Origin of the sequence: Rhodococcoides navarretei (genome assembly GCF_038069675.1) — a bacterium.
GTDB lineage: Bacteria > Actinomycetota > Actinomycetes > Mycobacteriales > Mycobacteriaceae > Rhodococcoides > Rhodococcoides navarretei.
In genome coordinates this window covers 3,794,921-3,807,689 of sequence record NZ_JBBPCN010000001.1, presented here as the reverse complement: position 1 = coordinate 3,807,689, position 12,769 = coordinate 3,794,921, and the positions used below count along the sequence as shown (strand labels likewise).

The 12,769-nt window shown below is 64.3% G+C and carries 15 protein-coding genes; 9 read left to right on the top strand and 6 right to left on the bottom strand.

From position 1 onward, the window contains the following. The first annotated feature begins 7 nt into the window (after window positions 1-7). Window positions 8-151: a hypothetical protein gene (locus tag AABD04_RS17795; protein ID WP_243593669.1), complete on the top strand. Its 144-nt coding sequence runs from the start codon at window positions 8-10 to the stop codon at window positions 149-151. Window positions 152-226: 75 nt separating this feature from the next. Beyond that, window positions 227-1,129, top strand: a complete 903-nt coding sequence (locus tag AABD04_RS17790; RefSeq protein ID WP_243593668.1) for an SDR family oxidoreductase — start codon at window positions 227-229, stop codon at window positions 1,127-1,129. Here the strand turns inward: AABD04_RS17790 and soxR are convergent. Both soxR and arsC read right to left on the bottom strand, forming a co-directional pair. Continuing rightward, window positions 1,045-1,545, bottom strand: a complete 501-nt coding sequence (gene soxR / locus AABD04_RS17785) for a redox-sensitive transcriptional activator SoxR (protein ID WP_308198103.1) — start codon at window positions 1,543-1,545, stop codon at window positions 1,045-1,047. The genes AABD04_RS17790 and soxR overlap by 85 nt on opposite strands. Before the next feature lie 82 nt (window positions 1,546-1,627). Beyond that, a complete protein-coding gene (gene arsC / locus AABD04_RS17780; RefSeq protein ID WP_243593667.1) occupies window positions 1,628-1,975 on the bottom strand; it encodes an arsenate reductase (glutaredoxin) in 348 nt (115 codons plus the stop codon). A 65-nt stretch (window positions 1,976-2,040) separates the two neighbouring features. On the opposite strand from arsC, the gene AABD04_RS17775 reads away from it, so the two are divergent. The 3 genes from AABD04_RS17775 to AABD04_RS17765 all read left to right on the top strand — a co-directional run bounded on the left by AABD04_RS17775 (window position 2,041) and on the right by AABD04_RS17765 (window position 3,577). Next, window positions 2,041-2,709: an SDR family oxidoreductase gene (locus AABD04_RS17775; RefSeq protein ID WP_243593666.1), complete on the top strand. Its 669-nt coding sequence runs from the start codon at window positions 2,041-2,043 to the stop codon at window positions 2,707-2,709. 10 nt (window positions 2,710-2,719) lie between these two features. Continuing rightward, window positions 2,720-3,088, top strand: a complete 369-nt coding sequence (locus tag AABD04_RS17770) for a GntR family transcriptional regulator (protein WP_243593665.1) — start codon at window positions 2,720-2,722, stop codon at window positions 3,086-3,088. 66 nt (window positions 3,089-3,154) lie between these two features. Continuing rightward, a complete protein-coding gene (locus tag AABD04_RS17765; RefSeq protein WP_243593664.1) occupies window positions 3,155-3,577 on the top strand; it encodes a DoxX family protein in 423 nt (140 codons plus the stop codon). A 6-nt stretch (window positions 3,578-3,583) separates the two neighbouring features. Here AABD04_RS17765 and AABD04_RS17760 read toward each other — a convergent pair whose 3' ends face one another. Continuing rightward, on the bottom strand, window positions 3,584-5,095 hold the full coding sequence (locus AABD04_RS17760) for a dolichyl-phosphate-mannose--protein mannosyltransferase (RefSeq protein WP_243593954.1): 1,512 nt from the start codon (window positions 5,093-5,095) through the stop codon (window positions 3,584-3,586). Window positions 5,096-5,202: 107 nt separating this feature from the next. Between AABD04_RS17760 and rsmI the strand changes: the two genes are divergently transcribed. Further along, window positions 5,203-6,027, top strand: a complete 825-nt coding sequence (gene rsmI, locus AABD04_RS17755; RefSeq protein ID WP_243593663.1) for a 16S rRNA (cytidine(1402)-2'-O)-methyltransferase — start codon at window positions 5,203-5,205, stop codon at window positions 6,025-6,027. Window positions 6,028-6,031: 4 nt separating this feature from the next. Here rsmI and AABD04_RS17750 read toward each other — a convergent pair whose 3' ends face one another. After that, window positions 6,032-6,460: an SRPBCC family protein gene (locus AABD04_RS17750; RefSeq protein WP_243593662.1), complete on the bottom strand. Its 429-nt coding sequence runs from the start codon at window positions 6,458-6,460 to the stop codon at window positions 6,032-6,034. 14 nt (window positions 6,461-6,474) lie between these two features. Next, on the bottom strand, window positions 6,475-7,479 hold the full coding sequence (locus AABD04_RS17745; protein WP_243593661.1) for an alpha/beta hydrolase: 1,005 nt from the start codon (window positions 7,477-7,479) through the stop codon (window positions 6,475-6,477). A gap of 186 nt (window positions 7,480-7,665) precedes the next feature. On the opposite strand from AABD04_RS17745, the gene AABD04_RS17740 reads away from it, so the two are divergent. Beyond that, window positions 7,666-9,045: a WS/DGAT/MGAT family O-acyltransferase gene (locus AABD04_RS17740; protein WP_243593660.1), complete on the top strand. Its 1,380-nt coding sequence runs from the start codon at window positions 7,666-7,668 to the stop codon at window positions 9,043-9,045. Between the two features lie 71 nt (window positions 9,046-9,116). On the opposite strand, the gene metG is transcribed toward AABD04_RS17740, so the two are convergent. After that, window positions 9,117-10,661 carry a methionine--tRNA ligase gene (gene metG / locus AABD04_RS17735; protein WP_243593659.1) on the bottom strand — a complete coding sequence of 515 codons (1,545 nt, stop codon included), beginning with the start codon at window positions 10,659-10,661 and terminating at the stop codon, window positions 9,117-9,119. Window positions 10,662-10,682: 21 nt separating this feature from the next. On the opposite strand from metG, the gene AABD04_RS17730 reads away from it, so the two are divergent. Continuing rightward, complete coding sequence (locus AABD04_RS17730; RefSeq protein ID WP_243593658.1) at window positions 10,683-11,510, top strand: TatD family hydrolase; 828 nt, start codon at window positions 10,683-10,685, stop codon at window positions 11,508-11,510. Window positions 11,511-11,612: 102 nt separating this feature from the next. Then, a complete protein-coding gene (locus AABD04_RS17725) occupies window positions 11,613-12,740 on the top strand; it encodes a resuscitation-promoting factor (RefSeq protein WP_243593657.1) in 1,128 nt (375 codons plus the stop codon). Window positions 12,741-12,769: the final 29 nt, after the last annotated feature.

Here is a 12,769-nt window from a genome sequence, read left to right as displayed (position 1 = left end):
TCGAAGAATGTCGGACAACGAGCTCCGTAAAGCGATCGGGACCCTGCAGCAACGCGCGGATGTTGCCCGTAAGCAGGGTGCCGACGATGACGCTGCGCGCATCGAGCGCACCATCGCCGATTACCGAGACGAGATGTCGCAAAGATTGTGACGACTCTCTCGGTCGTCACCGCGTAGGGTCGAAATCGAACTGACACGTGGCGACCGGTGGGGGATGCAGGCTTCGATGGCTACATACGATCTGCGCGGCAAGAAGACGTTGATCACGGGAGCGGGTAGCGGAATCGGCCGGGCAACGGCCATCGCTGCCGCTGGAGTGGGAGCCGAGCTGTTCCTCACCGACATCAACAGCGCCGGGTTGGCGGAGACGGTGGACATGGTCGGTAGCGCGGGCGGCACTGTCAGCCACTCGCTGCCGTTCGATGTGTCCGACTTCGAGGCGGTCAGTGCGTTCGCGGACGACATCCACGCCGAATTCGGCAGCCTGGACGTCGTGATGAATGTCGCCGGTATCTCCGCATGGGGAACTGTCGAAAATCTCGAACACCGGCACTGGAAGTCGATGATCGACGTCAATCTCATGGGGCCCATACACGTCATCGAGAAATTCTTGCCCCCGATGATCGAGGCCGGGCGTGGCGGCCATCTGGTCAACGTGTCGTCCGCTGCGGGGTTGATTCCCCTGCCGTGGCACGCTGCCTACAGCGCCAGCAAGTACGGCTTGCGGGGAGTGTCCGAGGTGCTCAAGTACGACCTCAAGCGCCACGGAATCGGCGTCAGTCTGGTGGTGCCCGGTGGTGTCAAAACCGGTCTGGTGCAGACACTTCAGATCGCCGGCATCGACCGCGACGATCCGCGCGTACAGAAGTTGCAGCATCGATTCGAGAAGCGCGCCGTGGAACCGTCGGTGGTCGCCGACGCAATTCTCGCCGGAATCGCCAAACGCAAATACCTCGTGTACTCCTCCAACGACATTCGCTTCGGATACTGGGTCGCTCGAAAGTTCGCTCCGCCCTACGAGTTCGTGCTGCAGAAGGCGAACGATCAGTTCTCCAAGTTGCTCGAGCCGCGTAGGGACGGGGGATCGTCGAAATCGACGTCCAGCGTGCGCGCGCCCGGGCCCGAATAGGACAGCTCGTCGTGCGGATTGGCCAGTGCACAACCGGCCAGAGACAGGCAACCGCACCCGATGCACCCGGTCAAGTTGTCTCTGAGCCGAATCAATTGCTCTATCCGAGAGTCCAATTCGCGATGCCACCGTGTCGAGAGCCCGGCCCAATCCTCGCGCGTCGGCGTCCGCTCGTCCGGTAGTTCACTCAACGCCTGCCGAATGGTCGCCAATGGAATCCCGACCTTCTGTGAAATGCGGATGAAGGCCACGCGGCGCAACGTCTCACGGGGAAATCTGCGTTGATTGCCCGATGTTCGACGGCTGCTGATCAGACCTTGCTTCTCGTAGAAGTGCAAGGCCGATACCGCAACCCCGCTGCGCTCGGATAACTGGCCGGGAGTCAGTTCTCGAACGTTCCACTCGGGCATCGGCACGACCTCGACAATACTTCAGGTCCTGCTCCCGTCGGGTGCCGACTCGCGTCGTGTTCGGTGTCCCGCGAGAAGTTGCAGCGCTCTACAGGACGGTCCGCACCCTGTCGGCCGGCCGGGCCAGCACGGTGCCCTTGTCGGTCACCACGATCGGGCGTTCGATGAGAATCGGGTGCTGGATCATGGCCGCGATCAACGTGTCGGCGTCCGCGTCGGCGAGTTCCAGTTCCTTGTAGACACTCTCGCGCGTACGGATGGCCTGACGGGGTTCGAGGCCGGCGTCAGTGAGCAGTGTGCGGAGTTCGTCCTCGGTGGGCGGCGACTCGAGGTAACGGATCACTCGCGGAGTGACGCCCGCTTCTTCGATCAATTTCAATGCGGTGCGGGAGGTGTTGCACCGGGGATTGTGATAGATGGTCGCGGACGAAGTCATGTTTGCGATCCTGCCACGCGGGTAGCCAAGCCGACAGATTCACGCCAGGAACGGGAGTAGCTTTCATGACCGATAAGCGCATTGTCATTGCAGGTGGCCACGGACAGATCGCTCAACATCTGACTCAGGTGCTCACGGCGAACGGAGATCGTGCGGTGTCGCTGATTCGCAACAGCGACCACATCGATGCCGTCACCGCTTTGGGCGCGCTGCCGCAGGTGATCGACCTCGAATCGGCATCTGTCGACGACGTTGCCGCAGTACTCGAAGGTGCCGACGCAGTCGTGTTCGCGGCAGGTGCGGGCCCCGACAGCGGTCCCGAGCGCAAGGACACTGTCGACCGCGCGGGCGCTGTGTTGCTGGCCGACGCGGCAGAGAAGGCCGGTGTCAGTCGCTATGTCCTGATCAGCTCGTTCGGTGCAGGTGAGCCGGTCGCGGAGGATCTCGACGCCGGTTGGAAGGCATACATCGAGGCCAAAACGGCTGCGGAAGATAATGTTTCGGCCAGGAGCGGCTTGCACTGGACGATTCTGCGACCAGGCAAGCTGACGGACGAGGATCCGACCGGCTCGGTATCCCTGACCGAGCCGCCGTTGGACCCCGGTGAAGTGACGCGCGCCGACGTGGCAGCGGTGATCGCGCAGTTGCTCGACACCGGATCGGCTGTGCACAAGACGCTGATGCTGACGTCCGGCTCGAAATCGATCGTTTCCGCAGTCGACGCGCTGGGATAAGGCTGCGACCGTGCGCGTACATATCGATTCGTCGAACACGACCCCCGTGTTCGAGCAGCTGCGAATGCAGATTCTCGGGCTGGTGCGATCCGGCGATCTCATCGCAGGCACCAAGATTCCGACGGTTCGCGGCCTGGCCGAGGAGCTGAAGATCGCGCCGAATACGGTCGCGAAGACCTACCGCGAGCTCGAGCAGCAGGGGGTCATCGAAACTCGAGGCCGATCCGGCTCGTTCGTCGCGTCGGGTGGCGATCCCTCGCGAGACATCGCGGCCCGGGCGGCGACGGAGTTCGTCCGAGCCGTCCGGTCCATCGGTCTCGACGACGACCAGGCCCGTTCCTTCTTGGAATCCGCTCTGAAAGGTGCGAGCGGGAGTTAAGTTGACGCTTCAAGTTACTTCTGTCAGGGTAGTCCTGCCCATGCAGCCCTGACAGAAGGATGTGTCATGAATTCCACCGTCGTCCGTGACGTCGTCGCCCTCGTAGCCCGAATCGGATTGGGAGTCGTCTTCATCGCCCACGGTTGGCAGAAGCTGAACACTTTCGGTCTCGACGGTGCCGCAGCGAGCTTCGAGATGATGAACGTTCCGCTGCCCACCGCATCCGCGTACTTCGCCACGTTCGTCGAACTGGTCGGCGGTGGCGCGCTCGTACTGGGAATCTTCACTCCCATCGCAGGTCTGCTGCTGTTCCTGAACATGCTCGGTGCCGCCATCTTCGTCCACTTCGAGAACGGTGTGTTCGCAACGGAGAACGGCTACGAGCTCGTTGTCGCCCTCGGTGTCGGCGCGCTGCTGCTGGCCGCATTCGGTGCCGGACGCATCAGCATCGACGGACTCACCAAAGGCAAGACCGCACTGGGTGCATAACCCGGGCTAACGCCAGCTCGGTAACCACAGCTGTTGCTGCCACATTTCCGGCGTGATCGGCATCGCGGTGAGAATCGGCCACAGCCAGACGAAGTTCGCGATCACCACGGCGAGGTACAGGGCCACCAGCAGTAGTCCGGTACCTCGCCGCTCGGCCGATGCTCTCGCTTTCCCGATGATGTCGCCCAGCACCAACGCGAAACCCATCACCATGAACGGCGCGAGTGCGACCGCGTAGAAGTAATACATCTGTCGATCGAGGGTGGCGAACCACGGCAGCAGTGCTGCGGAGTACCCGACCAGCACTGTGGCGTAACGCCAGTCGCGTCGGACGAACACCGACCAGATCGCCCATGCCAGCATCGGCAGCGCCAGCCACCACATCGCCGGCGTGCCGATGAGCATGATCGCTTTCACGCACGAGGACGCCGAGCAGCCGGACACGTTCTCGCCGTCGGCGAAGTAGTACAGCATCGGTCGCAGGCCCATCGGCCACGTCCACGGCTTCGATTCCCACGGGTGCCGGTTGCCGGCCGAATTGGTCAGTCCCTCATGGAATTGCAGCACACTGCTGCTGTAGAACCACAGTGAACGCAGCGCGTCGGGAACGAACGAGAACGGGCCTCCGACGCCGACACCGTCGCCGACTTCGTGTCGGTAGACGCTGGTCTCCGAGGTGAACCATGCCCACCACGTCATCAGATACACCGCGATCGGCACGACCACCAGTGCGTACAGCGCAGGCCCGATGTCGCGCACTGCCGTTCCCCGCCACGGGCGTCGGACGCCGTACGAGCGCCGTGCAGCTACATCGAATGCCACACTCAACAATCCGAAGAATGCGATGAAGTACAGACCCGACCACTTGGTGCCGCAGGCGAACCCCAACATGACACCGGCCCCGAATCGCCACCACCGCACTCCCATTCGCGGCCCGAGCACGCTGGCGTCCATTCGACCTTCGGCGCGCACTCTCGACAGTCGTTGCCGCATGTCGTCGCGGTCGACCACCAGGCAGCCCAGCGCGGCAGTGACGAAGAGAGCGAGAAAGATGTCCAGCATGCCGATACGGCTGCTGACGAACGTCACTCCGTCCACCGTCAGCAGAATGCCCGCGATCGCCCCGACGAGGGTCGATCGCGCGAGGCGTCGCACGATGCGAATCACCAACAGCACCAACAAGGTTCCGGCCACCGCCGAGGAGAAGCGCCAACCCCAGCCGTTGTAACCGAACAACGCTTCCCCGACGGCGATCAGCTGCTTGCCGACCGGCGGATGCACCACGAGTCCGTACGCCGGATTGTCCTCGATTCCACCGCCGGTGAGAACCTGATAGCCCTGCGGGGCGTAGTGCTTCTCGTCGAACACGGGTGTCCCCGCGTCGGTGGGGTAGCGCAGCATCGTGAATCGCGTGACTGCGCAGATGACGGTGATCACGACGGTGACGATCCAACCGCGTCGGGCATCGGTGTCGTGGAACCAGTCGCGCGCGGCGACGGTCGGCCCGGGACTGACCATCGACCGGTCGCCGGAGCGCTCAGAGGTCAGCAAGGTCACGTACCGATCGTAGGCGTTGATCGGCAGTGCCCGACAAGCCGCTGTACCGCGTGCGGGACACTGGAGCCATGCTCATCCTTGCCGCCACCCCGATGGGCGACGTCGGTGATGCCTCGCAGCGCCTGCGTGATGCCCTCGGCAGTGCCGATGTCGTCGCCGCCGAGGACACCCGGCGCACCAAACAACTCGCGTCGTCGCTCGGCGTGGTGATCACGGGCAGAATCGTCAGTTTCTACGATCAGGTCGAGACGGCCCGCCTCCCGGCACTCGTCGAGGCAGTGGCCGAGGGCAAGTCTGTCCTGCTGGTCACCGATGCCGGGATGCCGTCGGTGAGCGATCCGGGCTACCGCCTCGTGGCGGCATGCGTCGACGCCGATCTGCCGGTGACCTGCCTGCCCGGTCCTTCGGCAGTGACGACGGCGCTCGCGTTGTCCGGTCTGCCCGTCGAACGGTTCTGTTTCGACGGGTTCGTCCCGCGTAAGCAAGGACAGCGACGCACCTATTTCCAGTCGGTGCTCGCCGAACCGCGTGCCATCGCGTTCTTCGAGGCACCGCATCGCCTCGTCGCGTGCCTCGAGGACGCCGTGCACGTCCTCGGTCCCGACCGGCGCGCCGCGGTGTGCCGTGAGCTGACCAAGACCTACGAGGAGGTGCGACGCGGCGGCCTGGGCGAGCTGCTCGAATGGGCGCGGGGCGGCGTGCGCGGCGAGATCACCGTCGTGCTCGAAGGCGCTGTCGCCGTCGCCGAGGAGCCCGAGGATCTCGTTGCCGACGTCGAAACGCTGGTGGCGTCGGGCATGCGGTTGAAGGACGCCTGCGCTCAGGTGGCGGTCGGTGGCGTGTCCAAACGCGAGGTCTACGAGGCCGTCCTCGCCGCGCGCAAAGAGCAGTAGCGGGTCAGCCCAGCACTTTCTTGCGCAGGCCCTCGGTCGCCGCCTCGAGGATGGTCTTGGTTCCCTTCTTCACGAGGAAGCCGGGCAGTGGAGCCTTGGGGTCGACGGTCAGCTCGAACTCGACGTGCGTGCCGTTGCCCTTGGGCGTCAACGTGTATCGACCTTCTTGAGCCTTCTGCTGGTTGCTCTCCACCAGGCTCCACGACACCTCGTTCTCACTCCAGGTGTATTCGACCAACTGCTCGTCGTTGACGCCGATGATCGAGACGTTCATCTTGACGTGGTTCGGTCGGCCGTCCTCGAAGCGATCGACCACCTCGCACTTCTTGTGCACCGGAGACCACGAGGGGAGGCCTTCGACGTCCGCGAGGACGTCGAGAATTGTCGCTGCGTCGGCGTCGATGTCGACGGACTTGTTCACTGTGACTGCCATGGGGAGAAGGTATCTCAGCTTTCTGTACGGGGGCTGACGTTCCGGGCGAACTCGCCGATGGCGCGTAGGGCGCGTTGGGCTTCGGGGACGAAATCGGCTGCCTGGAACACGTGGACCTGATCCTCGTACACCTGGAGTTCGCACTCGACTCCGGCGACCGCCAGGCGTTCGGCCATGAGTTCTGCGTCGGCATAGACCATTTCGGTGGAACCGACCTGAATCAGCACCGGCGGCATGCCGGTGAGATCACCGTCGACGGGCGAGACTCGCGGGCCCCGTTCGCCGTCGACGACGATGCGCGCATCGACGCGATCGGCCAGAGCGGTCAGCGCCGGAACTGCGTTGGACGGAAAGACCGAACACTTCGACGCGTTCTCGTGATCGAGTTTGCCGGAAGGGTCCATATCGGTGAGTGGGGACATGGTGAAGATCCCTGCGGGGGCGGGCAACCCGACGGTGCGCAGGGCCAGGGTGACCATGAACGCCAGGTATCCGCCGGCCGAGTCGCCACCCAGGACGATTTGCTCCGGTCGGTATCCGGAATCGAGCAGGAAGCGATACGCGTCGACGCCGTCCTCGACGGCGTGGCCGATCGGGTTGCGCGGCATCATCCGATAGTTCACCGACAGCACCGAGCCGTCGACGTGCTTCGAAACGCGTGAGGTCATCCGACGATGGGTGCGCAGGCCGCAGCAGACGAATGCGCCGCCGTGCAGGTAGAGCACCACGCGATCTGTTCCGGTGCCCTCGGCGCGGATCCACTCGGCCTCGCACTCGGCGAGCATGACGCGACTACGGGTGGTGCCGCTGATCTGCGGTACGAGTAGTCCGGCGTAGTCGACCAGTCCCATCGGCCACGGAAGTGAGGGGGCCTGTGCCCACACGGTCAGAAACGGACGGACGGTGAACTGCAGGTACTTGGACAGGATCTGCGACTGCAGGCTCGCGCCACGGATGTCGCGTCGGCGCGCGGTGGCTGCCGGGTCGGTCGATTTCACTACGGTGAGCGCCGGATTCATGACCGTCGCCTCCATCCCCGTTGTCGTTGCGCGGTGCGTGTGCGCCGTGCGTTGGAACCCCGCTCTATTTGGAACCCCTGCTAACGGACAATAGCGGGTAGCTTTTCGCGACCCGACGTAAGGTCGTGTTCTGAGTCACATTCGGTGCCGTACCGTGACCGAAAACAAATGGAAAAGGGACAGCTCATGGCACTCATGCCCATCACCGAATCGATGTTTCTGATCGCCGAGTCACGGGAACACCCGATGCACGTGGGCGGTTTGGAGTTGTTCGTGCCGCCCGGCGACCCGCACGACTTCGCCGAGGAGGTGCACAGCAAGTTCACCACCGGTGAGGTGCACGAGCTCTTCCGCAAGCGTCCCGCGCGTCCGGTGCAGATCATGGGCAACCTGGCCTGGGCCTTCGACCCGGACGTCGACTTCGAGTATCACGTTCGCCGCACGGTGCTGCCTGCGCCGGGGAGGATTCGGGAGCTCTTCCAGTTCCTCTCGCTCAATCACAGTGCGCCACTCGATCGATACAAACCGATGTGGGAGCTGCACATCATCGAGGGATTGGCGGACGGCCGAATTGCGTTGTACACCAAAGTGCATCACTCGCTGGTCGACGGTGTGAGCGCCCTGAAGTTGATGCAGCGAACGCTGTCCACCGACCCGGACGATCGAAGTGGGAAAGCAACGTGGGATCCGTCCCTGTTCGGCAGACGCAAGAAGCAGGTCGCTACCGAGCAGCCCGGGCGATTGGCGCAGCTCGGCGGCGGCTTCTCGATGGGACGCAAGATCGTCGGTGACTTGGTCGACTTCGCGCCTGCATCTGCGCGAATCGGGATGCGTGCGTTGAAGAAAGAGGGAGCGCAACTGCCGTTGCAGGCACCGAGGACGATGTTCAACGTGGCCATCGGCGGTGCGCGACGTTTCGCCGCCGAGAGTTGGTCGATCGAGCGAATCCGCACGGTCGGGTCGGCCCTCGATGCGACGCTCAACGACATGGTGCTCGCGATGTGCGCAGGCGCTCTGCGGGCGTACCTCATCGATCAGAACGCGCTGCCCGAGGATCCGTTGATCGCCATGGTGCCGGTGTCGCTACGCAAAGAGGGTGACGACAGGGACGCCGGGAATTCGGTGACGACCATCCTGTGCAACCTGGGCACCGACGAGTCCGATCCGATTCTTCGGCTCGAGCGCATCAAGGATTCGACCGTCAAGGGCAAGCAGATGATGAGCGAACTCAACACCCTCGAAGCGCTCACCGTCGGCGCAATCACCATGGCCCCGTTGCTGTTCGGCCCGGTGCCGGGATTCGTCGACTACACCCCGCCGCCGTTCAACGTCATCATCTCGAACGTGCCCGGATCCAAGGAGGATCTGTACTGGAACGGCGCGAAACTCGACGGCATCTACCCGGCGTCGATCGTCGCCGACGGGCAGGCGCTCAACATCACCGTCGCCAGTAACGGTGACTCGCTGAACTTCGGGCTCATCGGCTGCAGGCGCAGTGTGCCGCACCTGCAGCGCATGCTGACGCACCTGGAGAACACGTTGGAGGAGCTCGAGAAGACGTTGTGAGAGCGGCTTCGCCGCATGTGAACGAAAATTCGTAGTGGGCTACGAATTTCCGCTCACATGCGCGGAGCGCTCTACTCGTACTTGGGGAACACCGGCGTCGGGGTCGGTAGTGCAGTGCCGGGCACCGAACGTGTTGCCACATCGGTGAATTCGCGGTTCGACGCCCCGAGCAGGTCGAGGATGCGCGACGCAGAATCCGGCATGACGGGCTGAGCCAGGATGCTCACGATGCGCAGCACCTCGATCGTCACGTACAGCACGGTGGCCATGCGATCGGGATCGGTCTTGCGTAGCACCCACGGCTGCTGCAGCGAGAAGTAGCGGTTGGTCTCGCCGAGCACCGACCAGATCGCTTCGAGTGCGGAATGGAGTGCCTGCACGTCGAATTCGCGTCGGCAGATCTCGAGCAACGCGTCCGCGCGGGCCAGCATCGCTTCGTCCTCGGCGGTGAACTCGCCCGGGGTCGGGAGCGCGCCGTCGAGGTTCTTGGCGACCATGGTCAGCGACCGCTGCGCGAGGTTGCCGAGTTCGTTGGACAGGTCGGCGTTGACGCGGGCGACGATGGCCTCGTGGCTGTAGCTTCCGTCCTGACCGAACGAGACCTCGCGCAGGAAGAAGAAGCGCACCGGATCGAGACCGTAATTCTCCACCAACGACTTCGGGTCGAGAACGTTGCCGAGGGACTTGGACATCTTCTCGCCCTTGACGTTCAGGAACCCGTGCACGAACACCCGCTTGGGCAGCTCGATCCCCGCGGACATCAGGAACGCAGGCCAATAGACGGTGTGGAAGCGGGTGATGTCCTTGCCGATGATGTGCAGATCTGCGGGCCAGAACTTCCGGTACGCCTCGGAGTCGGTCTCGGGGAACCCGGCACCGGTGAGGTAGTTGGTCAACGCGTCGACCCACACGTACATCACGTGCGCGGGATCGCCGGGTACCGGCACACCCCAGTCGAACGTGGTCCGGGAGATCGACAGGTCGCGCAGGCCGCCCTTGACGAAGTTGACGATCTCGTTGCGACGGGTGTTGGGCGCGATGAAGTCCGGCGACGCGTCGTAGAGCTCGAGCAGTTTGTCCTGGTACTGCGACAGACGGAAGAAGTACGACGGTTCCTCGGTCCATTCGACGGGAGTGTTCGTCTCGGTTGCGACGCGGGAGCCGTCGTCGTTCAGGGTGGTCTCGGCTTCGGTGTAGAACGCTTCGTCTCGCACCGAATACCAGCCGGAGAACGCGTCGAGGTAGATGTCGCCGTTCGCCTCCATCCGCGTCCACAGTTCCTGGCTCGCAGCGTGGTGGTCGGCGTCGGTGGTGCGGATGAAGCGGCCGTAGGAGATCTTCAGCAGGTCCTGCGCCGTCTGGAACGCATCGGAGTTGCGGGCGGCGAGCTGCCGCACGTCGACGCCCTCGGTCTGCGCGGTCTGCTGCATCTTCAGCCCGTGCTCGTCGGTGCCCGTCAGGAATCGCACGTCGTAACCGTCGAGGCGCTTGAAGCGCGCGATGGCGTCGGTGGCGATGTACTCGTAGGCGTGCCCGATGTGCGGAGCGCCGTTGGGGTACGCGATTGCGGTGGTGACGTAGAAGGGTGGCCGTGAGGCATCAGCTGGCGCAGTCATGGTTCGCCTACTCTAACCAGCGTGAGTAGAGACCGTCCCGCACCGCCGTTGCCCGAGCCCGTCGGCACCCTCGTCGACGCACACACCCACCTCGACGCGTGTGGGGCGACCGACGCGGCGAGCGTGGCCGCGATAGTGGACAAGGCGGAGTCCGTCGGAGTCACGCGCGTGGTCACGATCGCCGACGATCTCGACGCTGCGCGGTTCGCCGTCGACGCGGCGTCCTGGGATCCGCGGGTGTGGGCCGCCGTCGCCATTCACCCCACCCGGGCGAACGTGCTCGACGACGCGGCCAAGGTCGAGATCGAGCGCTTGGCGTCCGACCCCCGGGTGGTTGCCGTGGGGGAGACCGGGCTGGACTACTACTGGCCCGGCAAGCTCGACGGGTGCGCCACCGTGGCGGAGCAGCACGACGGATTCCGGTGGCACATCGACCTGGCGAAGCGTCTGGGCAAGCCGTTGATGATTCACAATCGCGAGGCCGACGAGGATCTGCTGGCTGTTCTGACGGCGGAGGGCGCGCCCGAGACCGTGATCTTCCACTGCTTCTCCGGCGGTCCCGCGACTGCGAAGGCGTGCGTCGACGCCGGCTACGTGCTCAGTTTCTCCGGGACGGTCAGTTTCAAGAATGCGCACGCGCTGCGGGAGGCTGCTCTGCTCATTCCCGACGACTTGATGCTGGTGGAGACCGACGCGCCGTTCCTGACTCCGCATCCGTACCGAGGCGCGCCCAACGAGCCGTACTGCTTGCCCTACACCGCGCGAGCGTTGGCCGAGATTCGAGATCAGGATCCGGCCGAGCTGGCCGCGAACGCGACTGCCAATGCGGAGAGGGTGTACGGCCTCTAGCAGCTGAGGTTGCGGCGTGGGTGCTAATTCGTTACCGTACCGTGACCGAACTCGGGCGTTTCGACCCCGAAGTCACGCTTGCAACCGCCAGGAATACGAAACTTGTCGACTATCAGACGCCTCAACTCCGCTCGTTCGACCACGCTCTACCTGGTCATCGCGGCCCTGTTGATGACGCTCGTCGCTGGCGGTGTGATGGCCGTGAGCCGTCACAAGACCGTGACCATCGACGTCGACGGCAACATGATTTCGCTGAGCACGATGAAGACCGACGTCAGCAGTGCGTTGGCCGACGCCGGCTATGCGCCGTCGGACAAGGACCTCGTTGTTCCCGCTCCCGACTCCGGGTTGAGCGACGGCGACACCGTGGTCCTGCGCCGCGCCCGTGAGATCACGCTCAACGTCGACGGGCAGCCCGAGAACATCTGGACCACCGCGCTGACGGTCGAGGAAGCACTCGAGCAGACCGGCCTGGCCGAGGACGTGCACGTGTCCGCCTCGCGCTCGGAGCGACTGCCGCTCGACGGCACGGAGTTGGACGTGGCACTGCCCAAGCAGGTCTCGCTCGTCGATGGAGGAGCCCCCGCCGCGCCGGTCACCCTGGCCGCACCGACCGTGCGTGAATTCCTCGAAGCAGCAGGCGCGCCGCTCGAAGAAGCCGACACCGTCAGCCCCGATCCCGACGCCACCGTCACCGACGGAGCCGAGATCGTCGTCACGCGTGATCGCACCGTCACCAAGACCGAGACCACCGACACCGATGCTCCGGAGCAGCGCATCGAAGATCCCACGATGAACATGAGCCGTACCGTCGTCGAGAACCCGGGTGCGCCGGGCGTCTCCGACATCACGTGGAATATCAACATGGTCAACGGCGTCGAGGTCGGTCGCGAGAAGGTCGACGAGCAGGTTCAGGTGCCCGCCCAGCCGAAGACGGTTCGCGTCGGAGCGAAGCCCGGTACCGAGGTGCCGCCGGTGGAGAACGGCGCGATCTGGGACGCCCTCGCGCAGTGCGAGGCGACGGGCAACTGGGCCATCAACACCGGCAACGGTTTCTACGGTGGCGTGCAGTTCGACCAGAACACCTGGGAACGTCAGGGCGGCCTCAAGTACGCTCCGCGCGCCGACCTCGCCACCCGTGAGGAACAGATCGCGATCGCGTCGGTGACGCAGAAGTCGCAGGGCTGGGGCGCATGGCCTGCCTGCACCTCGCGCTTGGGTTACCGCTGACTGTCTTTCTGGGTCATTCCGCAGGCTCC